Here is a 26,444-nt window from a genome sequence, read left to right on the forward strand (position 1 = left end):
TGAATATCAATCATGCCAAAAAGTAAAATCAAAGGTGCCGCTGGTACATTTATGTTAAATAAGGGTGAACCAATACATCGTTGGTACTCCTATTTAGAGGGGTATTCTTCGTGTTTGATTGATGCCTTAATCCAAGAAGTCGGTGCAGAAAACATTAATACTATCTACGATCCTTTTTGCGGAACTGGAACTACAGCTTTGGTCGCTTCAAAATATGGAATTATGTCGTATTATAGTGAAACTAATCCTTTCATGCAAAAAGTGATCGAAGCTAAAATCAATAGAGTAAAGTCTCTTAGAGATTCTGGAATAGGCAGCAAATATTTAAGACTGCTTCTTGATAGATTGGAATCGTACACTCCTCAATTAACAATTGATGAACCAGAATGGGATGGATTTGAAAAGTTTTTTGATGCCGAAGTACTTAACAACATTAAAGAGTTATCATCCATTGTAATGGACATAGAGGATGATGACACTAAAGAGATAGCCCTTGTGTTGCTTGCATCTGTAATTGTCAGGTCATCGAAAATGGTTAGGCAGGGCGATTTGCGCTTTGCAAAAGAGTCAGAAAAAAGTGATGATGATCGCGATGTTCTTCAAAATTTTATAAGCAAAGTTGAGGATGCAATTGAAGATATAGAGAATGATCAGTGCTGTATAGCAGCAGGAACAAAATGTTTGAATGCTGACTCAAGAGAGATAGAAGGCGATGATTTTATTGACTGCGTTATTACTTCGCCTCCGTATTTAAACGGAACTAATTATATTAGAAACACTAAACTTGAGCTTAAACTTTCAGGCTTTATAAAATCAGAGAAAGATCTTCCTTTATTCCATTCAAGAGGGATAATCGCTGGAATCAATAACGTCTCTAAAAGGAAAGCAGTATTATCGCCGCATAAATGTGTATTGCCATATATAAAAGAACTGGAACCAGTGTCTTATGATAAAAGGATACAGTTAATGGTCGCCGGATACTTCAATGATATGGAAATGGTTATAAAGAAATTGGCAAGAGTTATTCGTCACGGCGGTTATTTTATAATGGATATTGGTGATTCGCAGTTTGCAGGTGTCCATATTCCTACACATGAGATTCTGATAAAAATATGTGAGGAAAATGGCTTTAAGTTATATGCCGAAGAAGTATTGAGAGAACGGCGTTCAAAGAATGGAATGGTTCTTTCTCAGCGTTTGTTAAAGTTCAGACTATACAAGGGAGAAACTGAAGAAGAAGCATTCAAAAAGGCGGCAAAACAATTTATGGAATCAATGCCATATCACAACCCGCCTTTTTCCGGTAGGAACTGGGGGCATTCGTGGCACTCGCTTTGTTCGTATCACGGAAAACTTAAGCCAGCAATAGCTCATTTCATGGTCTCGAAGTTTACAAAACCGGGAGATGTAATACTTGATCCGCTGTGTGGTGTTGGAACTATTCCTCTTGAAGCTTGTTTACAAGGCAGGATCGGAATAGGAAACGATCTTAGCGAATTAGCATATGTTGTGTCTAAAGCAAAACTTGAAAAGCCAGAACAAACCGACTGTCTGAGTGTACTAAAAGAACTTAATGACTATATTGAAAATACAAAGAATTCTTCAGCTATTGACAATCAAATAGAACAATATACAGATTTTGGGTTTAATGGTAAGCTATCCTCGTATTTTCATCCCGATACTTATCGTGAACTATTGAGTGCCAGAAGCTACTTTGTACCGCGAATAAAAAAACTGTCCTCCGCTGAAGCGATGGTTTTTTCTTGCCTCCTACACGTTTTACACGGAAACAGACCATATGCTTTATCACGTCAATCTCATCCACTTACTCCATATGCACCAAAAGGCGAGTTTGTTTACAAAAGTGTTATTCAACATATAGAAGACAAACTTATGCTTTCGTATAAGCGTGGAGAATTTGAGCAATATTGTTTTGGACGTTCGATTTTTGGTGACTACAACGATTTAAGCGAAAAAGGACTTCAAGTTGATGCTGTAATATGTTCACCGCCTTTTGCTGATTCTATCCGTTTTTATATGCAGAACTGGATGAGACTTTGGCTCTGTGGCTGGGAACCGGATGACTACAAAAATGCTGATGCAATATTTCTGGATCAAAAACAAAAGAAGGATTTTGATATCTATAAGTCCTTTTTTGAAATGTGTCATAAGGTGTTAAAAAAGAATGGTAAAGTAATACTTCATCTTGGAAAAACGGATAAAATTGATATGGCTCACGAATTAGCATTAAGAGCTGACTCATTATTTGATGTTGTATATAGTGCAGACGAAGATGTTCAAGAAGTCGAAAAGCACGGAATCAAAGATAAGGGTGCCACAATAGCACATCAGTTCCTTTTTCTACAGAAAAAATAATAAAAACCGGAGCAGATCTGATCTGCTCCGGTTTTTATTAATATGTGGTTACTGATGTGGGATAATGCCCAGTGCGTTTTCTATATTCCTCTGCTAAATCGACCTTGCCAGCAATTATACGTTTTAACGAATCATTTATCTTATTCGCTGTTAATATTCCATCTCTAACTTTTTGATAGTCAGGATCCATAAGAAATTCATCATAGAACCAAACAACATTCTCTATTAACAGTTTCAGTACAGGCATATTAACGCTTCTTGAGTGCAATACATCGAGCGATAGACCAGTAATTTGGCTTAATCGCACCAATTCGTCTTCAGTATAATAATCCACAGGAAAAGTATCACTCTTTTGCGAATTATGGCTGCTGCAAAGGCACGTTGCAGTTTCGTCAAGGCGATAGAGGTATGCCAGAGGCATAGTGTGATCTAAAGCCATGTCGCCTAAAGGAATAGGAGCTGACGACGGACCACATTTAAAGCATCGCTTATTGAACTTTTCCCATATGTATTTGGAGAATTCCTTTTTTGTTCTTTTCTCAAATTCGAAATGGATGAGGTTTCTTTCAAGAAGATTATTTACCAAAACTTCTATAGCGCGACGCCTTAACCCGTCCTCTTTAAATTGTTGAGGATTTCTTTGCGGATTCAGAGGAGCATTAACAAAAAACTTCTTGCAAGCCTTACACTCCAATTGATGACCATAGTATGAAACGACTTTACGCCCTTCAAGATTAAGACCGTTCAAATCTACTGGCGTGAGATCACTATAATTCAAGATCTCATATGCTCTAAATGTGGAATGCACACAAGGCGCGCGTTTTTTACAGTGCAACGAAAAACTGAGAGTTTTCATCTCATCTTCAATATTAATTGGTAAGAAACGCCCGCAACGATTACAGCTTTTTAATACAATCCTTCTTCCTTCTTGAAAAGTAAAGCCACCTTGCAAATACGCTTCAAAAGGCACATCGTATTTTAAATAATAAAGGTATGGGATATGCATATTTGTCTTTTGATAAAAGCTTTCTGCACAGGAGTCATCTTGAAATTCCTCTTTAGTAACCACATCAAAGTCAAAGCAGCAAAAATCCAGAGTATTTCCAGCCGCACTGTTTACTATCATTTTTATAGTGACGTTTTCAATGGTATGGCTACTGTGAATATACTGTTCGAAGTGAAAGCCTATATTACTCCATGTGTTTGCCTCAATCGGATAAGACAAGCCTACTCTTTCAAAAACATACGGGGTTCCTTCGTAGGAGAATGATAGGCTAAAGCCTATTTCAGCTTGTAACTTTGAAAAAACATATCCGCCAAAAGCTATAATAGAGAGCCCTTTGTTAAACAGCTCTACTAATTCCAGAGATCGTCTATGAAAGGTAAATTCTTCATGAGCATTTGTACACAGATGCTTTTTTGACCTGATAATAAGACATTCTCCGCCGGTAGTTTCATCACAGGTATGGTAACCACTAACGCGAGTAACATCACGGCGACGATATGTTCGTAATTCTTTCTGTTCCATAATATAATCCCCTTTGCTTGATCCAGTAAGTTTTCTAAGAATGCTTTTAGCTGTGTGAATTTGAGATAATGACGCCACTTCTCCTTCGTCTATTATTACTGCAGACTCTGGGAAATGTATTTTACCATTTATACAATCAAAACTCTCAATAAAAGAGAAATATGAAGTGCGGCATAATGAAATTGAATACATTATAGTACTATTACATTGGCTGCATATACAATATCCATTTTGAGAACCTTTTAGATCAAACACATTCTTAAATCCGCACAAATTGCATTCAACAGAAATGGCATTAGACATCGCTACAATACTCCTTTCTGCTGACTAAAAGATGGCATATACACATATTATTATACACTTTCTATTATATCACATTACCACAAAAATGTCAATACACACGGGCTATATTATGGCAATAACGCTTGTGAATACTGGCGTTTTCAATCTCATTTGAATTCAAAATTAACTTTATTATAAAATTTGTCAAGATATGGAAAGCCGCTGAGTAGAATGTTCTACTCAGCGGCTTTTTCAGTTTAAAAAGGGAATTCAGGTTCTGGCTTACCAAGATATGCGGTCAGCAATTCGATATCACTGTCAATATTACGTGGCTTGATTCGCTTGAGCACTTTCTCCTCCACTTCCGGTGTCCAGTATATTTTCAGCAGGTTTTGTGTTCGGGTAATTGCTGTGTAGAAGATGTTATGCGTTATCAACTCATCAACCTCGTCCGTAATTACGAGTTTTACTGATGTGTACTCTAAGCCTTGTGCTTTGTGAATAGAAACGGCATAGGCAATCTGAAACGGTACAACTGTTCGAGATACGTTACCATCGTCATCCTCGTCCTCATCTTTTGTTTGAAAAACAGCAAAGCTAACGATGGAATTGCCTTTTTCTGACTCTCCGATGTATTCGAGATCATACCACCCAGCTTCGCGTTCATCAATAAGCTTTTCAAGTTCGATATCAAATATTATTCTCGCATCGACTGTTCCGGCATCCAGAATTTCTATCTTTATAATTTTGCCTTTCATATTATTGTAAATTAACGGATGAAAACGCGAGGATTCGAGAAACAGCACCGGATCATCAACTTTATATTGCTGTATTCCCCACGAGAAAGCCGGGTTCGGATTGCTCTCCTGAAGGAAGCGGTTTATGTTGTTGATACCATATAAGCCATCATAATTTAAGCATAGTGTGACTTCATCCTCAACTTCCTTAACGAAAAGCGTTTGATCCACTTTCAGAGAGCGACGTTGTTTTTCTACCCATTCATTGACATCATCGGACATTTCACGAACTTTAGACCACAGATCCAAAAGCCGTTGATTATTTCTTGCACGATATGGCTCTGTCAATTCATACACAGACTTGCTCGGAATAAAATGTCTTAATGCTGTGAACCAGTTACCAAACCGGATAGAATTTATCTGGTATGTGTCTCCGACCAGTAAAATAATACTGAAATTCGCCTTGTTCAGGATTTTCACCATATCGTTATTATTGACCGTACTACATTCGTCTATTATCAGCAGATGATAGTCGGTACTGAATGATTCACGTTGCAGGAAACTTGCAATAGTGGAAAAAGTACAGTGATCTGCGTCAACGCGTCGTTTTAAATTATCGATAGCAGGATTAGTCTGCGCCAGAAACAGTTTCTTTTCATCGTTAAATAGATGTGACACGTGATTAATCAAAGTGGACTTGCCAACACCCGCAGATCCATATATAGCAGCAACACATGATTGCTCGAACATATGACGAAGGATTTCACGCTTTTCGTCACAGTCCACTCCGGACTTGCCGCTGTCAAGCCATTCCTCTGCAAGGAGCCGGTAATCTTGACAACCCTCTGTTGTCAACTGTCTAAGCGTTTTAATGATGGAACAAGTATCGATTTTGTATTCGTTTATAAAAATATGATCGTTGGCGATTACGAGTTTACTTCTCTCTCTATGACCAAACCATAGTGTGTCGTTGTAGGTTTGAGCGAGAGATGCGGTATCGCCATAATTCGCAACCTCTGAAAGCGGTGTGAAAATCCTGCCTGAGATTTCTGTATTATTACGAATTTGCCGTGCCAGAAGTTCGTGCTGTCTATTATATGTCGGGATGCAGGAAAAGAGCGCACCGAGCTTAGGGTTATGCCCGAGTGGTGAACTGATGAAAGGCATAGTGTCAAAAGGTATACAGCCGTTTAAGAGGTAAAGATTTGAAAGGTTTGAGTTGGAAGAACCGTTTCGTTGCCCTTTGATTATTTCGTTGTTCATGTTGAAAAGAAGATATCTGAGGATATTTTGACCTGCGCCCTCATTTCTGATAAGGGTACGACAGCGGTCGAGTATATCTATAAACACGCTTGATCTCAGGTGACTTCTCCAATTCCCGGTAACATTCCGATACGCAATATCTGAGAAATCAATCAGTTCGGTCAAGGAGTATCCATTAGCCGTGAGAAACCTGCATATTTCTCTCTGCTCCGGATATGGGACTTTTGTTCTGTCACCAGTTATGAGCGAGATGAAATTCTGGTATTCACATCCTCTTATTGAAACCTCCCAACCGACAATGATTGCAATAGGCATCGTTTTTCCAAGTATTTCAATGCTGTCTTGAACGACCTGAATTTTGGACGCATAGTTGCTTGTAATCGGAAGCTTTGTAAATGCTATAACACGATTCGTTTTGGAGTTTTTGCCGCTTACTGGAGTAAAGGTGACCTCGTAATATATTTCATTTGCCGCAAAGAACGGCTTTATTTTCTGTATATAATACTTGTTTCCCTTATCATAAAAGCCTGCAGGATGTTGCTCGATTTTATATGCTATCTTCGCATAATACTCCTGTAATGCAGAATCAAGATGAAGCGGAAATTTGTTCAGGTTATGCAGAATCTGCATATTGAAATGCCTGCGAAGGAGCTTTTTTGTTTCCAGAAGGTACTGATAATATTTCAACATCAAGCGCTCAGAAGCATTCTCGTCAAGTGTGCTATGGGCAGCGATAATCTGCAGATAGTTTCTGAACCGGAACAATGTTTTCAATTCACCGTTCGTCTGCGAGAATTCCATAGCCGCAGCAATGTTCTCGTCGGAATCGTCAATGTCTCTGCCTCCGGCATAGAACTTCAACATAACCTGTTCAACGAGATGTATCAACTGTGCAAGTATATCCTGAGAAATCGCCCCACGCGATTCATTATCGATGCTGTCTAAATAGCTGCAGATTTTGTTGTCGATGGTTACGATATTTGCGTCAATCATAAACATTATTTTTCCTACGCTCCCTTCTATTGTCAAATAGGCAGGTACAAGCCTTTTACTTATATAGCGGCTCGTACCTGCCTATGTCGTTATTCTTCTCCATCTGCCCAATCTGGCACGAGCGCCTCATACGGGAATACGCCCACATACTCATCGGGGTGAAGTTTGACATAATTATTTCTCAACTGATGCTGAATACTACGGAGGGGAGGCTGGAAAGCCGTGATGATCGTTCCCTTAGTATTCGGATTTAATGTATCACACATTTGTTTCAGAAGTCCCAGCGTTTCTATCACGCAGGAGCGGAGGATGAGGTTTTGAAACTTGCTGGACTCCGTCTCCCATTTATCAATGAATAGAGTTTCAATCTGCTTTGAGATGTTTCCGGCAAACCATACTTCGGCATAGCCTTCACCAATACACAGCTTTATGATTTTGTCGTAATCTGCATGGAAGTCTTGCAGCAATTCACGGTCAACTTGTGAAAGCTCAGCCCCACCGACCTCTGTTTCTGAAACAACGGCTTCGACTTCTAAGGGAAGCTGGGTGTCCGATTTGCTTGTTGCAGGTGGACTAATGATTTCAAGAACAATAGTCACAAGAAGATTAGCACAGGCTTCCGGCACAAAAACGTTCTCAATATTGTTTTCCTTCAGCCACGCCTCAATGCTATCATACGAATCTGTATCATCCATCCGCTTTTCGATCCATGAGGTAAACTTCTTAATGTCTTTCTGGTCATATAGAAACTGAGCGTCCTTCGGTTGAATTGGACGGTCGCCCCTGATATATCTGTATTTTGTATCAGGTTTGCGTTTGAGGAGCGCACAGGCATCCATCGCCGAATCTTTGATAAAACTCCCGACCAACTCCGTAAAGTAGTCCGCTTCTGATTTGCCATACGATATGTAGGGAGAAAGTCCCAGTGAATATTCCGAAAATGTCATATTAATCCCCCTGTCCGAAACTGTCCGTGTCTGTCCGTCCAGTCCGAGTTTCGGGCAGGGCGTTTTGCTATAATGGAATTGCAAGACACAGAGGCACATCAAGCGTTCTCCGGATAAACGTGTATACATATTTATTGTAGCACATTTTGGCGAGAATTGCAAGGATATGTTACGAGTTTCAATATGGAAAGAGGCAAGATTATGACAAATAAAGAGAAGATTGTTTCAGCACATCTGGCAGCCAACTTGCTTGTTGCTGTCAGTACTTACCATTCAACGGAAATTGCCGCCTCCGTGGTTGACCACTACGGCGATTTTCAGAGAATCGGTAACTTGGAGCAGGAAGAAATGATGGACGACCTCATTAGTAAGCTGAACGATTTGGACTGAGCGGTACTCAAAACCGCCGGAAGTGTCCAATTGTATGTGAAGGCAGTTTCGACAAAACCGTCCAGAAACATCTGTTCTCTATCGTCGAAACAGAGATTTTATTTTGTAAAATCAGAAAAGTTGCACACAAACGTGCAACTTTCGGGCTTATCGGAGCTATTTATGGAGGGCTTTATAAAAAATATCGTCTGGGAGTTAATTATTCGACACCTTTCTTATACTGTATCTCATGATGATAGTTGTAAACTTTCCGTGAATCTTTCTCAATAATCAACTGTTTTCCGTTGTATTGAGTCCGATTTCTGCCCCCTTATAGAAGAGCTTTTGTCCCGGACAAGACGTTAAACTGTCTGTTGCTGCATACTGCGCCGAATGATCAACGGTGGCTCAACGGTCTGTGGCAGGACAAGTTAATATGCACGGCTGTCAATTGAGCTGACGGCTGCAATCCTGAATGGAGTAATCCATCTGGAATGCGGTCTGATTCGTCATGCCCATTTGCCGGTAGAGATTCCTCCATTCGCAAGTCAAATGGAGGAATTTTTATGTCAAAACAGTTTTACCTGCCAATGCGTGATGCCAATGATCCGCACAAAGTTACTCTGATTCCTGTTTCCGAGGAAGTCTATACCAATATTACACCGGAAACAAACCGTATCCGCAGCCGCCGCCAGTATCATGGGCAGTGCTGCTGCCCGAAGCAGTACCTTTGGAAATGTGACGGAGACTGTGACGTCTGTGAGTATCGTGCTGCCGGGGACAACATTTCCCTCGATTATGAGACGGAAATGCACGGCGACACCTTCGCAGATACATCCGATACTGAAGAAATCGTCACCGACCAGATCCTGATGCGTCAGCTTTTCGAACGGCTGAAAGAACTGATGCCCGAAGCTATCACCGTCGGTCAGATGAGCCTTGATGAAGATATGTCCGAGCGAAAGTGTCTGGAACAGCTCAATCTGAAGCGCAGCACCTATCGTTCACAGCTTGAAAAGGCACGGAAACAGCTTGAATCCGAGTTCGGAAAATTTTTCTGAAAAAGTTTCGTCCAAAACGCCCTCGATCCTGTAGTGGGTTGTGAAGGGAGGTGAACGACACATGAACAGGAAAACCCAAGAACTGATCGACACCCTGATGGCAATCTCTGTGGTGTCAAAGAGACTCGCAAAAAATCTGGCAAAGGAGGACAAGCATAATGGATCCGATGATGGAACTGGTAAACGCCCTGAATGCACTTACTGCTGCATTACAGAAATTCTCGTCGCAGACAACTAACGCCTATCTCGACACATTCGAGGAGATCTACGATCCCGAAAAGGACGAGCCGCAGGCAGCGGAAGCACCGAAAGAACAGCCGACACTGAAGCATGAAGAAGCGACTGTCACCTTCGTGCAGCTCCGCAGCCGCCTTTCGGAGATCTCCCGCAGCGGCAAGACGGCGGAGGTAAAAGAACTGATCGCCAAGTACGGTGCATCAAAGCTCTCGGATATTGCCGAAAGCGACTACGTCGCTGTGCTGACAGAAGCGGAGGGATTGTGATGCCCGGAACACACGCGATTCTGTCACCGTCAAGCAGCGAACGCTGGATCAACTGCCCACCCTCCGCAAAGGAGAACGCGGGCGGCGATACCGGCAGCACTTACGCGCAGCAAGGAACTGACGCACACGCCCTCTGCGAGTACAAGGTCAAGAAGGCGCTCGGCTTCAAGGTGCGCGATCCCACTGACGATCTGGAGTACTTCGACGAGGAAATGGCAGAATGCACCGACGCTTACTGCGAATTCGTCATGGAGCAGGTTGCAGCAGCAAAGGAGACCTGCCCCGATCCGCAGGTACTGGTCGAGCAGCGCCTCGACTTCACACGCTGGGTTGCTGAGAGCTTCGGCACCGCAGACTGTATCATTGTAGCTGATGGCACGATGACCGTCATCGACTTCAAATACGGTCTGGGCGTTCTGGTCGATGCCGATGGCAACAGCCAGATGCGGATGTATGCGCTCGGCGCTTTGAATCTCTTCGAGAGCCTGTATGACATCCAGACCGTCCGCATGATCATTTTCCAGCCCCGCCGCGATAATGTCAGCATCGCAGAGGTCACAAAGGAGGAGCTGCTCGACTGGGCGGAGGAAGTCCTTATCCCTGCTGCGGCACTTGCGGCAAAGGGCGAGGGCGATTATAGTGCGGGCAAGCACTGCCAATTCTGCAAGATCAAGGCGACCTGCCGCAAGCGGGCGGAGTACAATCTCCAGATGGCGCAGTACGACTTCGCTGTCCCAGACACACTCGCCGATGACGAGATCAGCATGATTCTTGATCGTGCCGACACCTTCATCGGCTGGGTAAACGACGTCAAAGCCTATGCGCTCGAACAAGCAATCAGCGGCAAGCAGTACCCCGGCTTCAAGGTCGTGGAAGGACGCAGCAACCGCAGATACACAAACCCCGATGCTGTTGCAGCGGCAGTCACCGATGCAGGCTACGATCCTTTTGAGAAAAAGCTCATGGGTGTGACCGCAATGACCAAGCTGCTCGGCACCAAGAAGTTCAACACCCTGCTCGGCTCCCTGATCGAAAAGCCGCAGGGCAAACCCACACTCGTACCAGAGTCGGACAAACGCCCGGCATGGACAATCAATGATTTTCAGGAGGAAGATTAACATGGCAAAGATTATCAATCCCACAAAGGTCGTTACTGGCAAGAACACCCGCTTCAGCTACCTCATCGTGAATGAACCGAAGGCGATCAACGGCGGCACTCCGAAGTACAGCGTGAGCCTCATCATCCCGAAGTCCGATACCATGACCGTCGAGAAGATCAAGGCTGCGATCAAGGCTGCCTACGACGAGGGGCAGGGCAAGCTCAAGGGCAACGGAAAGTCTGTGCCGCCGCTGAAGGCAATCAAGACTCCGCTGCGTGACGGAGACGAGGAACGCCCCGATGATGAGGCATACGCAGGCTGCTACTTCATCAACGCCAACAGCGCTACGAAGCCCGGTGTTGTGGATGCTTCCTGCCAGCCGATCCTCGATACCAGCGAGCTTTACTCCGGCATCTACGGCAGAGCTTCCATCAACTTCTATGCCTTCAACACCAACGGCAACAAGGGCATCGCCTGCGGTCTGAACAACCTCCAGAAGCTCCGCGACGGAGAGCCTCTCGGCGGCAAGTCCCGTGCTGAGGATGATTTCGCAGACATGGATGATGACGACGACGACGATTTCCTTTCGTGAGGTAACGGTATGAATACAGTATTCACGATGATTATGGGTGTGTCCGGCTGCATTATGATGCTCTGCTGGACAACCATCTCGATCACTATTCTGATCGACACCTTCAAGAACCGTAAGAAATAACAACGCAATGTCGGGAGGGCGACTGACGGGATTCCGTCCGGGTGGGTTTAAGGATGTGTAACCATGAAAACCATAGAAATCGATCTGGAGACTCGGAGTGACCGTGACATCACCAAGTGTGGTGTGTACGCTTACGCCGATTCTCCGTATTTTGCTATCACGCTTATGAGTGTTGCGATAGATGACGGTGCAGTGCAGCTCTACGATCTGGCGAACGGCGACCGTGTACCAGATGAGATCCTTTCTGCACTCACCGATGAATCGGTCATCAAGCGGGCATTCAACGTGCAATTTGAGCGTGTATGTCTCTCCAGATATCTGCGGAAAGAATATCCGCAGATCTTCCGCAGCTACAGCATTGATGCCGATACCGTCGGCGATTATCTCAGTCCGGTCGGATGGCAGTGTACCATGATCCATTGCCGGACACTCGGTCTGCCATCCACGCTTGCCTCTGCGGGTGCGGCTCTGAAGCTGGAACAGCAGAAGATGCCCGAAGGTAAAGCACTCATCAAGTATTTTTGTGTTCCCTATGATACCGTTGACGGCATCCCGCAGTTTCATACACCTGCCGATGCTCCGGACAAGTGGGAAACCTTCAAGGCATATAACAAGCAGGATGTGGAGGCGGAGCTGGCAATCGACCAGCGGCTTTCCCGTTTCCCTGTGCCGGATTTCATCTGGGAACAGTTTTATCTGGATCAGGAGATCAACGACCGGGGCATTCGTGTCGATATGGAACTGGTCGATGCTGCACTCACGCTGGACGCACAAGCGAAGGCAACGCTGTCGGCGGAGATGCGCAGGCTGACGGGCATCGAGAACCCGAATTCTGTGTATCAGCTTCTGGAATGGCTGGAGGAGCGTGGCTATAAGTCAGACTGTCTGGATAAGTCTGCGGTGCGGGAATTGCTGAAAACAGCGAAAGATCCCGTCAAGTCCGTGCTGGAACTGCGGCTCATGCTGTCGAAATCCAGCGTCAAGAAGTATCAGGCGATGCAGACGGCAGCCTGCTCCGATCATCGTGCAAGAGGAATGTTCAGCTTCTACGGCGCATCCCGCACAGGACGCTGGGCAGGACGCATCATACAGTTACAGAACCTGCCGCAGAACCATATCCCAGACCTGACCGATGCAAGGGAGACCGTCAAGCACGGCTATTATGATGAGGTCGAAATGTTCTATGAGGATGTGCCTGATACACTGTCGCAGCTTATCCGCACGGCTTTCGTACCCCGTCCGGGATATAAGTTCATTGTCGCCGACTTCTCCGCCATTGAAGCCCGTGTCATTGCATGGCTTGCAGGAGAGCAGTGGCGCATGGATGCCTTTGCGAACGGCGAGGACATTTACTGCGCTTCGGCATCAAAGATGTTCGGAGTCCCGGTTGTCAAGCACGGCGAAAACGGTCACCTTCGGCAGAAAGGCAAGGTGGCAGAATTGGCGTGTGGCTACGGCGGCTGCGTCGGCGCAATGAAGGCTATGGGCGGTGATGCCCTGAACCTGACCGATCCGGAGCTGAAGCAGCTTGTGACCGACTGGCGGGATGCCTCGCCGAATATCGTGAAATTCTGGTGGGCGGTCGATGATGCCGTAAAGACTGCGATCAGGAAGAAAACCATCACAGAAACACACGGCTTGCAGTTCAGCTACCAGAGCAGGATGCTTTTCATCACGCTGCCCTCCGGCAGAAAGCTCTGCTACGCACACCCGCAGATCGGTGAGAACCAATTCGGCGGAGAGTCCGTCACCTATATGGGCGTAGGCGCATCGAAGAAGTGGGAACGCATAGAGAGCTACGGTCCGAAGTTTGTCGAGAACATCGTGCAGGCGGTCGCCCGTGATCTGCTTATGTTCTCTATGCAGACGCTTTCGCACTGTTTTATCGTCGGTCACATACACGACGAAATGATTATTGAGGCAGACCGCAGGATGTCGCTTGATGAGGTTTGCCGACAGATGGAACGAACGCCTTCGTGGGCAAAAGGTCTGCTCCTGCGGGCGGACGGATACGAGTGCGAGTTTTATAAAAAGGACTGATTGTTTCGTCCAAAACGCTCCCGATTCTGTAGTGGGTTGTAGAGCAGGAATGCTCTCCCCACATCTGGGGGCAAAGAATGAAGGGAGAATGGTTATGTTTTATGTGAAGGAAAAGACCGATGAGATCGAGGTTAAGGTGGAGTTGAACAGCGAGAACGTGTTCTGCTCCTGCCCGGACTGCGGCAAGGAGGTCGCTGTTGACCTGTCGTGCGTGTTTGCCGATGGTCTGGGCGATATGTACGGTACGGCAGTCCTCTGCAACGAGTGCGCTTGGAAGAGACTGCACGTGAAGCTGAAAAGAAAAGAGGGATGATATGAAATACAGTATTGAATGGTTTTATGCGCTGGTCAGCGGGAAGCTGGTTAAGCCGGAGAATGTCTATGTGAAATGCCCCCGCTGCGGTAAGCTCTGCAATAAGAGCTGCGACAGAAAGCCCTGCGGCAGGAACGAGGTGAAGCATGGCTGATTTCTATAACAGCGAAGGCTATGCAAGTCCAACGGAACACGAGGCGTTCACCCGCATCGAGCGTGAGGAGAAGGCTGCGGCAAAAGCTGCTGCCTTCCGTCCTGTCGTGTATATCTGCTCTCCCTATTCCGGAGATACAGAGAGGAACGTCGAGAACGCCAAGCGTTACAGCCGCTTTGCCGTTGACCGGCACTACCTGCCTATCACGCCGCACATCTACTTTACGCAGTTCATGGACGATAGTATTCCGGAGGAACGGGATACAGCCATTTTCATGAACTGGGTGCTGATGAGCAAGTGCGTGGAGCTGTGGGTGTTCGGCGACACGGTCAGCTCCGGCATGAAGGCAGAGATTGACCGGGCAAAGCGCAAACACATGAAAATCCGTTATTTCACGGAGGATTTGGAGGAAAAGATATGAAGTTTACCCTGTACACTGCCGATTGTACCGGCAACGCAAAGAACACGATTTACCCGAATCAGAAGGTCATTACCTCGGAAGCGGATCTCCGCAAGGCAGTCACGTTCGACCATGTGTGCGCGCTGTATGCGAATAATGCCCGCAGCGATGCCAATTTTCAGCTCTCTGATGTTGTGCCGATGGACTGCGACAATGATCACAGCGACAATCCCGATGAGTGGATCACTCCGGAAAAGCTGTCCGAAATGCTCAGCGATGTGGAGTTTGCGATCACATACAGCCGTCATCATATGCTGGCGAAAGGCTCTGTAACAGCCCGCCCTCGTTTCCATGTATTTTTCCCGACTACGCCCTGCAAGGATGCCGCATTCCATAAGAACATCAAAGCCCGCATCTACAAGGAGCTGCCGTTCTTCGACGGCAATGCACTGGACGCTTCACGCTTCCTGTATGGCTCGAAGGGTGACGTGGTATGGCACGAGGGCAGTCTGTCTATTGAGGACTGGCTCACGCTCATGAAGTCGAACCGCAGTATTCCGCAGGGACAGCGCAACAGCACCATGTCCCGTATGGCGGGCAAGCTGGTCAAGCGTTTCGGTGTGACGGATGATGCCCATGCGAAGTTCCTCGAAAAGGCAGCGGAATGCGATCCGCCCCTCGACGATGAGGAGCTGGAAGGCATCTGGGCAAGCGCCTGCAAGTTCGGCAAAATGGTCACCTCGCAGGAAGGTTATGTGCCTCCCGACCAGTTCGGCGATAATGTGCTGATCCCGGACGATTTCTCAGATGTCGGTGAAGCCCGCACATTCGTAGAGTGCTTTGGTGATGAGATCGCATTTACGATTGCTACGAATTATCTGCGCTATAACGGCACCTACTGGGAGGAATCAGAACAGGCGGCTGTCATGGCGATGATCGAACACACGGATGTTCAGCTTGCTGAGGCAGAACGCAAAATGGAAGATGACCTATGTGCATTGGAGAAGCTGGGCGTTCCGAGAGCGCTGGCGAAGGCAGGCGGCAAGAAGTTTCGTGATAGCCTGACTCCGGAACAGGGCGCTGCTTATGGTCTGTTCAGATTTTCCGAGCTGTATCATGATTTCGTATTGAAATACCGCCACATCCGCAGTCTGAACAATGCCCTCGATGCCGCAAAGCCGCTGGTGCTGAAGCACCCGGAGCAGCTTGACGGTGATCCGATGCTGCTGAACACTCCCGGCGGCACCTACGACCTTTCCAAAGGTCTCGACGGCTGGAGAGCGACTGATCCGACCGACCTGATTACGAAAGTGACGGCAGTCGTGCCGAATGAGGAAGGTCGCCAGATCTGGGAGGATGCTTTGCAGGTTTTCTTCTGCGGTGACCAGAGCCTGATTGACTATGTGCAGATGATCTGCGGTCTCTGTCTGATCGGAAAAGTATACACGGAAGCGATGATTATTGCTTATGGTGACGGACGCAACGGCAAGTCCACCTTCTGGAATGTTATCTACAAGGTGCTTGGTAGCTACAGCGGTAATATCTCCGCCGATGCCCTGACCGTCAACTGCAAGAGAAACGTGAAGCCTGAAATGGCAGAGCTGAAGGGCAAGCGACTCATCATTGCGGCGGAGCTGCAGGAGGGTATGCGCCTGAACACCAGCGTGGTAAAGCAGCTCTGTTCGACCGATCCCATTTTCGCCGAGAAGAAGTTCAAGGCTCCGTTCTCCTTTGAACCGAGCCATACGCTGGTGCTGTACACGAACCACCTGCCGAAGGTGGCTGCCTCTGACGACGGTACATGGCGCAGACTGATTGTTATTCCGTTCCATGCAAAGATTCAGGGGCAGGACGACAAGAAGAATTATACACAGTACCTGATCGACAATGCAGGCGGTGCGGTTCTTTCGTGGCTGATCGAGGGTGCGATGAAGGTGGTCGCCGCCGATTTCAAGGTAGACCGCCCGCAGTGCGTGTTGGACGCAATCGGAGCCTACCGTGAAGGCAATGACTGGCTGGGCTCATTCATCAATGATTGCTGCGATGTGGATGCGTCATATCAGGAAAAGTCCGGAGAGCTGTATAAGCGTTACCGTGAGTACTGCATTGAGAACGGAGAGTATGTCCGCAGTACCACCGATTTCTATGGTGCGCTGGAGCAGGCAGGATATAAACGCAAGAAGCTGAACAGCGGAATTACCATCTATGGGCTTCAAATCCGGCTCGACTTTCTGGATTGACCTGCATTTTCATCATTCAAAAACAACGTAGAATCGGGAAAGTGCAGGTCGGTGAAACTCATATTCCAACCTTACGCAGGCGAGAAAAATCATAGAAATTTCTTCCTATGGAAAGGTTTGTAAATGACATTCACCGACCTGCACTATTGCCCGGAAAGGTCGAATCTATGCGAGAAAAATCAATTGAAGAAAAACTGGTCGCTGCCGTGAAAGCTGTCGGCGGTGTTTGCTGGAAGTTCACCTCTCCCGGAACAGCGGGTGTGCCGGACCGCATCGTATTGATGCCGTCCGGCAGAATCGGCTTCGTGGAGGTCAAGGCTCCCGGCGAAACGCCCCGTCCGCTGCAGCGCCTGCGTATCAGAACACTTCGGCGGCTGGGCTTCAAAGCCTTTGTGCTGGACAGCCCGGAGCAGATAGGAGGAATCATTGATGCAATACAAACCTCATGATTATCAGAAGTTTGCCGTGGACTTCATCGAAACACATCCGCAGGCGGCGGTATTATTGGAATGTGGATTAGGCAAGACGAGTATAACGCTGACAGCGCTGAACGATATGATGTTCGACCGCTTTGAGGTCAGAAAGGTTCTTATCATCGCACCAATCCGTGTATGCAAGAATAGCTGGGCGGCAGAAATCAGCAAGTGGGATCACCTCAAAGGGCTGACCTACAGTCTGGTTCTCGGCAACAGAGAACAGAGGCTGGCAGCTCTCCGGAAGAAAGCCGATCTGTATATCATCAACCGCGAGAACGTACAGTGGCTCATCGAGAGCAGCGGGATGTCGTTTGACTTTGACATGGTGGTGATCGACGAGCTGAGTTCCTTCAAGAACCATCAGTCCAAGCGCTTCAAGGCGCTGCGAAAGGTGCGACCGTTCGTGAAGCGTATTGTCGGGCTGACCGGTACGCCCTGCAGCAACGGTCTCATGGACTTGTGGGCGCAGTTCCGGCTGCTTGACAAAGGAGAACGCCTCGGCAAGAGAATCGGGCAGTACCGTGATGCCTACTTCACGCCGGACTGGAACGGCTTCACCTATTCTCCCAGACCGGGTGCAGAGAAACAGATATACAGCAAGATCGCTGACATCAGCATTTCCATGAAAACCACCGACCACCTGAAGATGCCGGAACTGGTGATGACCGCTGATTCCGTTGAGCTGGATGAATCAGTTGCAGCGATATACAAGGACATGGAGCAGGATATGTGTCTGGATTTCACCCGCGATTCCATAACGGCAGCAAACGCGGGTGTCCTGTGTGGAAAGCTGACACAGCTTGCCAGCGGTTCAGTTTATACCGACGGCGGCAGCGTGATGCGGATACATTCGCACAAGCTGGACGCATTGGAAGATCTGATCGAAGCGCAGAACGGCAAGCCGGTGCTGATTGCGTACTGGTACAAGCACGAGCGCGACAGCATTATGGAGCGCTTCGACTGCCGGGAGATCAAGAGCGATGCCGACATCGCCGACTGGAACAAGGGCAAAATCCCGGTCGCACTGATTCAGCCTTCTTCCGCAGGTCACGGTCTGAACCTTCAGTCTGGCGGCAGCACCATCATCTGGTACACGATGCCGTGGTCGCTGGAACTGTATCAGCAGACGAACGCCCGCCTCTGGCGACAGGGGCAGCAGTCCGAAACGGTCGTCATCCACCACCTCGTTTCGGTGGGAACGATCGACGAGGATATCATGAAGGTTCTGGAAAACAAGGACAAGACACAGGCGGCGATGATGAAAGCCGTGAAAGCGAGGGTTAAATGACGGAAGGATACAAATTACTGGCGGCAGCAATTATCAAGCAGTGTCTCTTGGATTACCGGGAGGCGCTGCAGTCACACGATATCATAACAACGCTTGAATGTGAACAGTTCCTGCGGTCGCAGTGGTTTGACTTCATGTCAGATATGAACGGCGAAAAGCTGATAAAAATGATGAGGGAGGAATTTGCATGAAAGAATACTGGGAGCAGGCGGAACGACTCCGCCGCCGCATCAATCGTAAGATACACGAAATCCACCTGCTGCGTCAGCGGGCAGAAGGCATGAACGGCAGCGGCATCAATGATATGCCGAGGACGGTATCTCCCGACCGCAGCAAAATGGAAGGCACCGTTTTCAAGATCATGGCGCTGGAACAGGATATACAGGAAACGCAGGAAGAATACGATGCGCTGATCGCGGATATGGAAACCCGCATCAATGCCGTGCAGGACGGTGATGCCCGTGACCTTCTGCGTAAAAGATACCTCGAATTCCTGCCGTGGTCGGAGATCATGAAGGAAATGGGATACAGCAAGTCCCACGTGTTCCGCCTGCACAGCACAGCCGTAGCTGCCTTGAAAAGTTGGGACATCATGGGACTTGCAAACACCGGTAATGTGTGATATAATGTATAATAGAAGAATCTGTAAAGAGCCGTTGTGGATTACCGCAGCGGCTTTTGTTATGCCCGAAGGAGGTGTCGGCGATGCCGAGGAAGGCACTGAAACCGTGCAAGCAACCCGGCTGTCCGAGACTGACCGAGGGTGCGTACTGCGACGAACACAAGCCCCTGCACCCTGAGCGTCCGTCTGCCGCCAAGCGTGGCTACGGCAGCAAGTGGCAGCGAGTCAGCAAAGCGTACCTGCGGAAGCATCCGTTGTGCGTGAAGTGTCTGGCGCAGGGAAAGTATGTGACCGCAACGGTCGTTGATCATATCGTTCCGCATCGTGGCAATCACTACCTGATGTGGAGTGACACCAACTGGCAGGCGCTGTGTAAGTCCTGTCACGATAAGAAAACCGGAACTGAGGACAGCAGACCGGAATACTCCTACTAATTTCAGGTTTCTCCTAAAATGATACGCTTTTTATGAGAATGGGGAGGGCTGGGGGCTGCCCGGTGGGGGTATCGAAATCTCTACGGAGCAGCGATCACAAGACCGGCGCCCCCTCTCACGCACAAAAAGTGCAATTCAAACACCCGATTAACCCCCTCGAATATTTTACAAGCCGAAATCCGCGTGGTTTCGGCATTTTTTATAGGCAGGTGATGATATGGCAAAAGACGGTACAAACCGTGGCGGACGACGTGTCCGTGCAGGCGACAAGCCGAAGCCCCTAGCTGAGAAAATTGCCGCCGGAGAGGATGCCGACATCATCGAATTCACCCCGACCGCACTGGAGGGAGCAGACCTTGATGATGCCGCCGATCTCGTTGGTGAGGATATGCCCTCGCCGAGTGAGTACCTCTCGGCAAGGCAGAAGGACGGCAAGCCCCTCGGTGCGGATGAAATCTACAAGGAAACGTGGCTCTGGCTCAAGAACCGTGGCTGCGACAAGCTGGTCAACAAGCGTCTGCTCGAAAGCTACTCGCTGGCGTTCGCTCGTTTTATCCAGTGTGAGGAAGCCCTCTCGACCTACGGTCTGCTCGGCAAGCACCCGACGACCGGAGGCGTGGTGGCATCACCGTTCGCATCTCTCAGTCAGTCCTACCAGAAACAGGCGAACGTCCTCTGGTATGAGATTTTCGACATCGTGAAGCAGAACTGCACGACCAAGTTCGACGGCTCTCCGCAGGACGACCTGATGGAGCAGCTTCTCCGCAGCAGAAAGTGAGGAAGGTATGAAAGCAAATACAGATGCAATCTTCTGGCGTGACCTGAAAGCCAGCCGCCCGTATATGACGAAGCAGCAGTACCGCACCATCAAAGGACAGGCGGTCAAGGGGCAGGTCAATGATGCCCGCAATGGACTCCAGAAGGTTCTGATGAGGAGGAACACGCGATGAAAACAACGACCGATTTCCAGCTTGTCGCCACCGACAAGCTCATTCCCTATGTGAACAACGCCCGCACCCATTCGCCGGAGCAGATCAGGAAGCTCCGTTCCTCACTGCGTGAGTTCGGTTTTGTCAATCCGGTCATCATCGACCGGGAATATAACGTCATCGCAGGTCACGGCAGACTGATGGCGGCGAAGGAGGAAGGCATCACGGAAGTGCCGTGTGTCTATGTTGACCACCTGACCGACGCACAAAAGAAAGCCTACATCCTTGCCGATAACCGCATGGCACTGGATGCAGGCTGGGACGAGGAACTACTCGCCGTGGAGATGCAGGAACTGCAAGACCTCGGCTACGACCTCTCCATGACCGGCTTCGATGAAAAGGAACTGGCTGACCTGTTCTCCGATAATACCGACAGCGAGGCAAAGGACGATGATTTCGACCTGACCGCTGCGCTGGAGAAGGCTTCCTTCGTGGAGCGTGGTGATGTGTGGACGGTCGGCAGGCATCGCCTTATGTGCGGCGATGCGACCAGTCCCGATGATGTAAATACACTTATGGGCGATACGAAAGCAAATCTGATTCTGACCGATCCGCCCTACGGTGTATCTTTCAAAAGCTCCAGCGGTCTGACCATTCAGAACGACAGCATGAAAAACGAGGAGTTTTACAACTTCCTGCTCTCCGCTTTCAAGTGTATGGCAGACCACCTCGAAAAAGGCGGCGCGGCTTATGTGTTTCACGCAGACACCGAAGGACTGAATTTCCGCAGGGCGTTCATCGACGCAGGCTTCCACCTTGCAGGCTGCTGCATCTGGGTGAAGGACAGCCTTGTCCTCGGACGCTCGGATTATCAGTGGCAGCATGAGCCTGTGCTGTACGGCTTCATGCAGAACGGCAAGCACAAGTGGTATTCCGACCGCAAGCAGACGACCATCTGGAATTTCGATAAGCCGAAGCGCAATGCGAACCACCCGACCAGCAAGCCCCTCGATCTGCTCGGCTATCCCATCGGCAACTCCACGCAGGAGAACGCTGTGGTCGTCGACACCTTCGGCGGCAGCGGCTCAACGCTTATGGCGTGTGAGCAGATGAACCGCATCTGCTACATGATGGAGCTTGACGAAAAATACGCCTCCGTCATCCTCCGGCGCTACGTTGAGGACACCGGGAATGCCGAAGGCGTGTATGTAATTCGTAACGGACAGCAGATTCCTTATTCCGATCTGGTCAAAGAGGTCGAGACGAAGGAAGGCTGATTTTCAGGTGACGGGGCGCATTGCAGCACGGCATACAGGATGAATTCCTCAATGCTGGGGATTCTTCCTCCGAAAGCCTGCCGGAAGTTCGGGTTGTCTTTGGCGGAAGCAATTGCTTCTTCCATTTCCGTCCGGACTTCTGCAACAGTCGTGTTGTTCTGGGCGGCGACAACTTCAAGAATCTTTTTCATGTTCATAGTAGTTACCTCGCTTTTTCATTTTTCGGCAGAGACTGCCGTCTATGCTCTAATAATATCACATCTCGTCGAACTTGGGAAGAACGAAAAAACAAGAAAAAGCACAAGTTTTGTCGAAAAAAGTCTTTTACCATCGTGTAGCAAATTGTGAACAGACTGATACTAAGTCTGACACAGAAACTATCGGCGTAATATGCACAAATATCGGAAAAACCGCCCCGCACATATTCTCCGTTTTACAGTCTTGCTATCTGTGCGGTTCAGAGTTAATATGTGACTACAATCAAAACCGCAGCAAGCGGTGAAAAACAGGAGGTCACATCATGAATATCAAGTTCAATATCGAAAAGAGCCAGCGCAAGGCACTGGCAATGAAAATCGGCGAGCTTGCAGACATGGATGTCCGCTACTGCGGCGTTCCGAGCTGCGCCTACGAGATCGGGTTCTTTACCCTGAGCAAGGATGCGGTGCTTTCCTTCGCAGACCGCATGGACACCGAGGTCATCGAGAGAGTACTGGACGGGCTGGACAAGGCAGGCTACACTTCCGAGGACGAGCCGGAAGCCCTGACGATTTCGATGCCGCGAGACTTCTTCACGGAGCAGTCGATGAACAATCTGCTCCAGCTCATCGCCAACAAGGAAACGCTCCTGAAACACGCGCTGAACACAGATAGCCTTGCGGTCAACGAGTGCGAGGAAACGGTCGAGTTCCCGTGGTTCACGGTCGAGAAGGACGGCGACGGTGATGCCTACGCCAAGTTCATCACCATGCTTTGCGAGTTTGCAAAGAACCTGCAGCGTGTGGTCAACAAGCCCGATGCCAGCGACAACGAGAAGTACGCATTCCGCTGCTTCCTGCTGCGGCTCGGTATGATCGGCGCTGAGTTCAAACCCGCCCGCAAGGTTCTGCTCCGCCGCCTGACCGGAAGCTCCGCCTTTCGTCACGGCAAGCCAGAAGGAGGTGCTGACGATGCGGTTTCCGAATGAAGCTGAACTGAAAGCCCTGCGGGAGCGCTATCCCGCAGGCACCCGCATCCGCCTGATTCGCATGGCGGACGACATCGCGCCCGTGCCGCCCGGTACGACCGGTTCGGTTGCGATCATCGACGACGCAGGCAACATTCATATGAAGTGGGATAATGGCAGAAGCCTTGCGCTGATCGAAGGCGCAGACGAGTTCGAGGTTATCTCCGGCGGCTAATTTTACAGCCTCCGGGGGCGCCGGAAAATGTGAGAACCTATTCCATCGTACCCCATATTACCACACAATTGCAAGTAAGTCAAGGGTGTATACTACACAATCATCAAGGCTGTATTTTCCTCGATATTCTGTGGTTTTAGCGGCTTGATATATCCTCGGTTTAGAGTTAATATGTGACTACCGAAAGGGAAAACACACCAAAAACCAAACAGGAGGATACCACCATGAACGCAAAGACACAGGCACAGATCAACAGAATGAAGGAGCAGACGATCGGGGTTGAGGTTGAGATGAACAACATCACCCGCAAGGCTGCCGCAAAGCTTGCCGCCGATTTCTTCGGAACCAACCGCAGCGAGTACACCGCCCACCGCAACGGCTACGAAACCTACAGCGCTTGGGACGCACAGGGACGCGAGTGGAAATTCCAGCGCGACTGCAGCATCAGCGGACCGGACAGCGAAAAGTGCGAACTGGTCACACCGATCCTGCACTACGAGGACATCGAAACCCTGCAGGAGCTGATCAGACGCCTTCGCAAGGCGGGCGCAAAGAGCGACTACACCAGAGGCTGCGGAGTTCACATTCACATCGGCGCAGCGGGACACACACCGCAGAGCCTGCGAAACCTCGCAAACCTGATGGCAAGCCACGAAACGCTGATCGCCGAAGCAATCAAGGTTGACAGCAGCCGCATGAACCGCTACTGCAGAACGGTAAACCCGAATTTCCTGCAGCAGCTCAACAAGAAGAAGCCCACCACGATGGCGCAGCTTGCAGACATCTGGTACGGCGCACAGGGATGCGACTACGGCAGAACCCACCACTACAACGACAGCCGCTACCATATGCTGAACCTCCACGCCACCTTCACAAAGGGCACGATTGAATTCCGCCTTTTCCAGTTCGACAAGCCCGCAAACGGAAAGCAGAACGGGCTTCACGCAGGCAAGCTCAAGAGCTACATTCAGCTTTGCCTCGCAATGAGCCAGATGGCAAAAGATCTGCGCAGCGCAAGCCCGAAGGAACAGCAGAAGGAAAACAAAAAGTTCGCAATGAGAACTTGGCTGATGCGGATGGGCTTCATTGGCGACGAGTTCGCCACCGCAAGAGAAACCCTGACGCAGAACCTTTCCGGCGACAACGCCTTCAGATTCGGCAGACCTTAACCGGTCTGCCGCCACGAGCAAGGGCGGCGAAACAGCCGCCCACAGCGCCCCGTGTGAGGCGGGACGGGTATCCTCCGAGTAACTGCCCCTTTCGGTAAAAAGCCCTGTACGGGGCGCACACGGCGCAAACAGCGGCAAGGCATATTCTACACAAAAAACGGCACATTTTCCCTCGCGATGTTTTGTACATTTAGCGGCTTGCTATTCTCCCCGAAAAGAGTTAATATGTGACTACCGGAACGGAAAAGGACCGGAAAACAAACACGGAGGAACGAGCAATGAGCAACATCGAATGGGGAACGGAAACCGACAAGAAGCTGGAGCAGATCGCAATGAAAGCGGACTACGCACTGGAGCAGCGGGGCGGGCTGGACACCCGCTGGAACGACACCGAGGACTTCCCGGAGGTGAGCGTCTGGGGCATCCGAGAGATGCTCCGCAAGGCATACGAACTGGGCAAGGCGGAAAAGTAACCGCCGCCTTTCCCCACCTGCCGCCTACGGGCGGCTCAGGGTGGTAGAAGGAGACTTCCTTCGGAAAGGACGATTGACATGGAAAAGAAGTACTACCTTGCCTACGGCTCGAACCTGAACATCCGCCAGATGCGGTACCGCTGCCCCGGCGCAAAGCCAATCGGCATCACGGTGATCCCCGACTACGAGTTGCTTTACAAGGGCAGCAAGACCGGCGCGTACCTGACCATCGAACCGAAGAAGAACGGCATCGTTCCGATTGCGGTCTGGGAGGTCACCTACGATGACGAGAAGCGGCTGGATGCCTACGAGGGCTGCCCGACCTTCTACTACAAGAAGGAAGTCCGCCTGCCGGTGAAGCTGGCAAGCGGCAAGACCAAGAAGCTGACCGCCTTCGTATACATCATGCATGAGGAACGCAGCCTCGGCATTCCGTCGCTTGCCTACATCCGCACCTGCGAGGAAGGCTACCGGAACTTCGGCTTCGACACCAAGTTCCTCGATGCCGCCTACGAAATCAGCGCAAAGGAGGTACAGCGATGAAAGACCGCAACAACGAGCCGCGCATCTGCCCGAAATGCGGGCAGGCGTACACCGCCCGACCAGCTCTTTCCCGCGCGGATAACAGCCCGATCTGCCCCGACTGTGGAACGCGTGAGGCACTTGAAAGCATCGGCGTCGGACGCGAGGAACAGGACAAGATTCTCGGCATCATCCACGAGAAGTACGAAGGCGAAGAATAAGGCGCACAGAGCCGCCACGTTGCAACGTGTGGCGCGGGACGGGTATCCTCCAAACGGTATCCCTTTCGGTAACCCGCCCCACACAGGGTGCGTGTGCGGCTCTCTCGCGATGTACAATACGGCGCTGAAATGCAGGCAATGTTTGTCACATTTATTTTGCCGATAATGCTTGATATATCCTCGGTTCAGAGTTAATATGTCACTACCGCAGGAGAAGCGGAATAAACACAAAGGAGCATTCACATGAACATTTTAGTTGTTGAACCGGGCAAGCGCCCCTACGCAAAGGAGATCAGCGGAGAGCTTGAAAGCCTGCAGCAGACGGTCGGCGGATACATTCAGGCGATTTACCCCTTCGATGATCCGGTTGCACTGGTGTGCGAGGAGGAAGCCCTCTACCACCCGGAGCAGAAGTGGAACCGCCCGATCAAGGGCTACGGCGTCATCAAGGGGACATTCTTCCTTTGCGGCTTGGGCGAGGATGACTTCACCGACCTGCCGCAGGAGCTGACCGAAAAGTACACGGAGTTCTTCCGGCAGGCATACGATTTCGTGCTGGTCGGCAACATTCTGATGCCGATTTCCCTCGGCGAATAACCGAAAAGCGGCGGG

The 26,444-nt window shown here is 49.4% G+C and carries 30 protein-coding genes; 26 read left to right on the forward strand and 4 right to left on the reverse strand.

The window, feature by feature from the left end; all coding sequences use genetic code 11:
* Positions 1–12: 12 nt before the first annotated feature.
* Positions 13–2,376 carry a DNA methyltransferase gene (locus L870_RS18775; protein ID WP_051411604.1) on the forward strand — a complete coding sequence of 788 codons (2,364 nt, stop codon included), beginning with the start codon at positions 13–15 and terminating at the stop codon, positions 2,374–2,376.
* 37 nt (positions 2,377–2,413) lie between these two features.
* Here L870_RS18775 and L870_RS0114850 read toward each other — a convergent pair whose 3' ends face one another.
* From L870_RS0114850 to L870_RS18780, 3 genes are all read right to left on the reverse strand, one after another.
* A complete protein-coding gene (locus L870_RS0114850; RefSeq protein WP_028518809.1) occupies positions 2,414–4,207 on the reverse strand; it encodes a hypothetical protein in 1,794 nt (597 codons plus the stop codon).
* A gap of 236 nt (positions 4,208–4,443) precedes the next feature.
* A complete protein-coding gene (locus tag L870_RS0114855; protein WP_242836524.1) occupies positions 4,444–7,179 on the reverse strand; it encodes an ATP-dependent DNA helicase in 2,736 nt (911 codons plus the stop codon).
* An 89-nt stretch (positions 7,180–7,268) separates the two neighbouring features.
* Positions 7,269–8,126, reverse strand: a complete 858-nt coding sequence (locus L870_RS18780) for a hypothetical protein (RefSeq protein WP_051411605.1) — start codon at positions 8,124–8,126, stop codon at positions 7,269–7,271.
* A 183-nt stretch (positions 8,127–8,309) separates the two neighbouring features.
* Between L870_RS18780 and L870_RS0114865 the strand changes: the two genes are divergently transcribed.
* From L870_RS0114865 to L870_RS0114955, 18 genes are all read left to right on the forward strand, one after another.
* Positions 8,310–8,516 carry a hypothetical protein gene (locus L870_RS0114865; RefSeq protein ID WP_155250211.1) on the forward strand — a complete coding sequence of 69 codons (207 nt, stop codon included), beginning with the start codon at positions 8,310–8,312 and terminating at the stop codon, positions 8,514–8,516.
* Between the two features lie 545 nt (positions 8,517–9,061).
* Positions 9,062–9,556, forward strand: a complete 495-nt coding sequence (locus tag L870_RS0114870) for a hypothetical protein (protein ID WP_051411606.1) — start codon at positions 9,062–9,064, stop codon at positions 9,554–9,556.
* A 158-nt stretch (positions 9,557–9,714) separates the two neighbouring features.
* Positions 9,715–10,059, forward strand: coding sequence for a hypothetical protein (locus L870_RS18785; RefSeq protein WP_051411607.1), 345 nt, complete (start codon positions 9,715–9,717; stop codon positions 10,057–10,059).
* Positions 10,059–11,177 (forward strand): DUF2800 domain-containing protein, encoded by a 1,119-nt coding sequence (locus tag L870_RS0114880; protein ID WP_028518813.1) that lies wholly within the window; start codon positions 10,059–10,061, stop codon positions 11,175–11,177. The genes L870_RS18785 and L870_RS0114880 overlap by 1 nt, the downstream gene beginning before the upstream one ends.
* 1 nt (position 11,178) lies before the next feature.
* A complete protein-coding gene (locus L870_RS0114885) occupies positions 11,179–11,751 on the forward strand; it encodes a DUF2815 family protein (RefSeq protein WP_028518814.1) in 573 nt (190 codons plus the stop codon).
* A gap of 186 nt (positions 11,752–11,937) precedes the next feature.
* Positions 11,938–13,914 (forward strand): DNA polymerase, encoded by a 1,977-nt coding sequence (locus L870_RS0114895; RefSeq protein WP_028518815.1) that lies wholly within the window; start codon positions 11,938–11,940, stop codon positions 13,912–13,914.
* 94 nt (positions 13,915–14,008) lie between these two features.
* Complete coding sequence (locus tag L870_RS0114900; RefSeq protein ID WP_028518816.1) at positions 14,009–14,227, forward strand: hypothetical protein; 219 nt, start codon at positions 14,009–14,011, stop codon at positions 14,225–14,227.
* A gap of 1 nt (position 14,228) precedes the next feature.
* A complete protein-coding gene (locus tag L870_RS19405) occupies positions 14,229–14,381 on the forward strand; it encodes a hypothetical protein (protein WP_155250212.1) in 153 nt (50 codons plus the stop codon).
* Positions 14,374–14,802 carry a DUF7768 domain-containing protein gene (locus L870_RS0114910; protein WP_028518817.1) on the forward strand — a complete coding sequence of 143 codons (429 nt, stop codon included), beginning with the start codon at positions 14,374–14,376 and terminating at the stop codon, positions 14,800–14,802. The genes L870_RS19405 and L870_RS0114910 overlap by 8 nt, the downstream gene beginning before the upstream one ends.
* On the forward strand, positions 14,799–17,021 hold the full coding sequence (locus L870_RS0114915) for a phage/plasmid primase, P4 family (RefSeq protein ID WP_028518818.1): 2,223 nt from the start codon (positions 14,799–14,801) through the stop codon (positions 17,019–17,021). The genes L870_RS0114910 and L870_RS0114915 overlap by 4 nt, the downstream gene beginning before the upstream one ends.
* A gap of 167 nt (positions 17,022–17,188) precedes the next feature.
* Entirely contained in the window at positions 17,189–17,470 is a 282-nt protein-coding gene (locus L870_RS0114920) for a VRR-NUC domain-containing protein (protein WP_028518819.1), read from the forward strand.
* Positions 17,451–18,785 carry an SNF2-related protein gene (locus L870_RS0114925; RefSeq protein ID WP_028518820.1) on the forward strand — a complete coding sequence of 445 codons (1,335 nt, stop codon included), beginning with the start codon at positions 17,451–17,453 and terminating at the stop codon, positions 18,783–18,785. Before L870_RS0114920 ends, L870_RS0114925 begins: the two co-directional genes overlap by 20 nt.
* Positions 18,782–18,976 carry a hypothetical protein gene (locus L870_RS0114930; protein WP_024860243.1) on the forward strand — a complete coding sequence of 65 codons (195 nt, stop codon included), beginning with the start codon at positions 18,782–18,784 and terminating at the stop codon, positions 18,974–18,976. The genes L870_RS0114925 and L870_RS0114930 overlap by 4 nt, the downstream gene beginning before the upstream one ends.
* Complete coding sequence (locus tag L870_RS0114935) at positions 18,973–19,407, forward strand: DUF1492 domain-containing protein (RefSeq protein WP_028518821.1); 435 nt, start codon at positions 18,973–18,975, stop codon at positions 19,405–19,407. Before L870_RS0114930 ends, L870_RS0114935 begins: the two co-directional genes overlap by 4 nt.
* 83 nt (positions 19,408–19,490) lie before the next feature.
* Entirely contained in the window at positions 19,491–19,841 is a 351-nt protein-coding gene (locus L870_RS0114940) for an HNH endonuclease (RefSeq protein ID WP_028518822.1), read from the forward strand.
* Positions 19,842–20,058: 217 nt separating this feature from the next.
* Positions 20,059–20,619, forward strand: a complete 561-nt coding sequence (locus L870_RS0114945; RefSeq protein WP_028518823.1) for a terminase — start codon at positions 20,059–20,061, stop codon at positions 20,617–20,619.
* A 7-nt stretch (positions 20,620–20,626) separates the two neighbouring features.
* Positions 20,627–20,791: a hypothetical protein gene (locus L870_RS19655; protein ID WP_167549431.1), complete on the forward strand. Its 165-nt coding sequence runs from the start codon at positions 20,627–20,629 to the stop codon at positions 20,789–20,791.
* Entirely contained in the window at positions 20,788–22,047 is a 1,260-nt protein-coding gene (locus L870_RS0114955; RefSeq protein WP_028518824.1) for a site-specific DNA-methyltransferase, read from the forward strand. The genes L870_RS19655 and L870_RS0114955 overlap by 4 nt, the downstream gene beginning before the upstream one ends.
* On the opposite strand, the gene L870_RS19410 is transcribed toward L870_RS0114955, so the two are convergent.
* On the reverse strand, positions 22,005–22,244 hold the full coding sequence (locus L870_RS19410) for a hypothetical protein (RefSeq protein WP_155250213.1): 240 nt from the start codon (positions 22,242–22,244) through the stop codon (positions 22,005–22,007). The genes L870_RS0114955 and L870_RS19410 overlap by 43 nt on opposite strands.
* A gap of 323 nt (positions 22,245–22,567) precedes the next feature.
* Between L870_RS19410 and L870_RS18005 the strand changes: the two genes are divergently transcribed.
* From L870_RS18005 to L870_RS18010, 7 genes are all read left to right on the forward strand, one after another.
* Complete coding sequence (locus tag L870_RS18005; RefSeq protein ID WP_037272574.1) at positions 22,568–23,233, forward strand: hypothetical protein; 666 nt, start codon at positions 22,568–22,570, stop codon at positions 23,231–23,233.
* Positions 23,217–23,447, forward strand: a complete 231-nt coding sequence (locus tag L870_RS0114970; RefSeq protein ID WP_028518826.1) for a DUF4314 domain-containing protein — start codon at positions 23,217–23,219, stop codon at positions 23,445–23,447. Before L870_RS18005 ends, L870_RS0114970 begins: the two co-directional genes overlap by 17 nt.
* A 224-nt stretch (positions 23,448–23,671) precedes the next feature.
* Entirely contained in the window at positions 23,672–24,616 is a 945-nt protein-coding gene (locus L870_RS0114975) for an amidoligase family protein (protein WP_028518827.1), read from the forward strand.
* A 278-nt stretch (positions 24,617–24,894) separates the two neighbouring features.
* The gene (locus L870_RS0114980) at positions 24,895–25,089 is read left to right on the forward strand and encodes a DUF6900 domain-containing protein (protein ID WP_024860233.1); all 195 of its coding nucleotides are present in this window, start codon (positions 24,895–24,897) and stop codon (positions 25,087–25,089) included.
* A 78-nt stretch (positions 25,090–25,167) separates the two neighbouring features.
* The gene (locus L870_RS0114985) at positions 25,168–25,632 is read left to right on the forward strand and encodes a gamma-glutamylcyclotransferase family protein (protein WP_028518828.1); all 465 of its coding nucleotides are present in this window, start codon (positions 25,168–25,170) and stop codon (positions 25,630–25,632) included.
* Positions 25,629–25,832 carry a zinc-ribbon domain-containing protein gene (locus L870_RS0114990; RefSeq protein WP_028518829.1) on the forward strand — a complete coding sequence of 68 codons (204 nt, stop codon included), beginning with the start codon at positions 25,629–25,631 and terminating at the stop codon, positions 25,830–25,832. The genes L870_RS0114985 and L870_RS0114990 overlap by 4 nt, the downstream gene beginning before the upstream one ends.
* 243 nt (positions 25,833–26,075) lie before the next feature.
* Positions 26,076–26,429, forward strand: a complete 354-nt coding sequence (locus L870_RS18010) for a DUF3846 domain-containing protein (RefSeq protein ID WP_051411608.1) — start codon at positions 26,076–26,078, stop codon at positions 26,427–26,429.
* The last annotated feature ends 15 nt before the right edge of the window (positions 26,430–26,444 follow it).

The sequence above is a fragment of the Ruminococcus flavefaciens ATCC 19208 genome, assembly GCF_000518765.1.
In the GTDB taxonomy this organism is placed as follows: Bacteria; Bacillota; Clostridia; order Oscillospirales; family Ruminococcaceae; genus Ruminococcus; species Ruminococcus flavefaciens.

Coding starts and splice junctions, on each gene's coding strand:
- L870_RS0114955 (WP_028518824.1), top strand. CDS start 20,788: ATGAAAACAACGACCGATTTCCAGCTTGTCGCCACCGACAAGCTCATT.
- L870_RS0114870 (WP_051411606.1), top strand. CDS start 9,062: ATGTCAAAACAGTTTTACCTGCCAATGCGTGATGCCAATGATCCGCAC.
- L870_RS18785 (WP_051411607.1), top strand. CDS start 9,715: ATGGATCCGATGATGGAACTGGTAAACGCCCTGAATGCACTTACTGCT.
- L870_RS18005 (WP_037272574.1), top strand. CDS start 22,568: ATGAATATCAAGTTCAATATCGAAAAGAGCCAGCGCAAGGCACTGGCA.
- L870_RS18010 (WP_051411608.1), top strand. CDS start 26,076: ATGAACATTTTAGTTGTTGAACCGGGCAAGCGCCCCTACGCAAAGGAG.
- L870_RS0114925 (WP_028518820.1), top strand. CDS start 17,451: ATGCAATACAAACCTCATGATTATCAGAAGTTTGCCGTGGACTTCATC.
- L870_RS0114940 (WP_028518822.1), top strand. CDS start 19,491: ATGCCGAGGAAGGCACTGAAACCGTGCAAGCAACCCGGCTGTCCGAGA.
- L870_RS0114985 (WP_028518828.1), top strand. CDS start 25,168: ATGGAAAAGAAGTACTACCTTGCCTACGGCTCGAACCTGAACATCCGC.
- L870_RS0114850 (WP_028518809.1), bottom strand. CDS start 4,207: ATGTCTAATGCCATTTCTGTTGAATGCAATTTGTGCGGATTTAAGAAT.
- L870_RS0114975 (WP_028518827.1), top strand. CDS start 23,672: ATGAACGCAAAGACACAGGCACAGATCAACAGAATGAAGGAGCAGACG.
- L870_RS0114945 (WP_028518823.1), top strand. CDS start 20,059: ATGGCAAAAGACGGTACAAACCGTGGCGGACGACGTGTCCGTGCAGGC.
- L870_RS19655 (WP_167549431.1), top strand. CDS start 20,627: ATGAAAGCAAATACAGATGCAATCTTCTGGCGTGACCTGAAAGCCAGC.
- L870_RS0114855 (WP_242836524.1), bottom strand. CDS start 7,179: ATGATTGACGCAAATATCGTAACCATCGACAACAAAATCTGCAGCTAT.
- L870_RS0114990 (WP_028518829.1), top strand. CDS start 25,629: ATGAAAGACCGCAACAACGAGCCGCGCATCTGCCCGAAATGCGGGCAG.
- L870_RS0114930 (WP_024860243.1), top strand. CDS start 18,782: ATGACGGAAGGATACAAATTACTGGCGGCAGCAATTATCAAGCAGTGT.
- L870_RS0114980 (WP_024860233.1), top strand. CDS start 24,895: ATGAGCAACATCGAATGGGGAACGGAAACCGACAAGAAGCTGGAGCAG.
- L870_RS0114895 (WP_028518815.1), top strand. CDS start 11,938: ATGAAAACCATAGAAATCGATCTGGAGACTCGGAGTGACCGTGACATC.
- L870_RS18775 (WP_051411604.1), top strand. CDS start 13: ATGCCAAAAAGTAAAATCAAAGGTGCCGCTGGTACATTTATGTTAAAT.
- L870_RS0114970 (WP_028518826.1), top strand. CDS start 23,217: ATGCGGTTTCCGAATGAAGCTGAACTGAAAGCCCTGCGGGAGCGCTAT.
- L870_RS0114900 (WP_028518816.1), top strand. CDS start 14,009: ATGTTTTATGTGAAGGAAAAGACCGATGAGATCGAGGTTAAGGTGGAG.
- L870_RS0114910 (WP_028518817.1), top strand. CDS start 14,374: ATGGCTGATTTCTATAACAGCGAAGGCTATGCAAGTCCAACGGAACAC.
- L870_RS18780 (WP_051411605.1), bottom strand. CDS start 8,126: ATGACATTTTCGGAATATTCACTGGGACTTTCTCCCTACATATCGTAT.
- L870_RS0114935 (WP_028518821.1), top strand. CDS start 18,973: ATGAAAGAATACTGGGAGCAGGCGGAACGACTCCGCCGCCGCATCAAT.
- L870_RS0114885 (WP_028518814.1), top strand. CDS start 11,179: ATGGCAAAGATTATCAATCCCACAAAGGTCGTTACTGGCAAGAACACC.
- L870_RS0114865 (WP_155250211.1), top strand. CDS start 8,310: ATGGAAAGAGGCAAGATTATGACAAATAAAGAGAAGATTGTTTCAGCA.
- L870_RS19410 (WP_155250213.1), bottom strand. CDS start 22,244: ATGAACATGAAAAAGATTCTTGAAGTTGTCGCCGCCCAGAACAACACG.
- L870_RS0114880 (WP_028518813.1), top strand. CDS start 10,059: ATGCCCGGAACACACGCGATTCTGTCACCGTCAAGCAGCGAACGCTGG.
- L870_RS19405 (WP_155250212.1), top strand. CDS start 14,229: ATGAAATACAGTATTGAATGGTTTTATGCGCTGGTCAGCGGGAAGCTG.
- L870_RS0114915 (WP_028518818.1), top strand. CDS start 14,799: ATGAAGTTTACCCTGTACACTGCCGATTGTACCGGCAACGCAAAGAAC.
- L870_RS0114920 (WP_028518819.1), top strand. CDS start 17,189: ATGCGAGAAAAATCAATTGAAGAAAAACTGGTCGCTGCCGTGAAAGCT.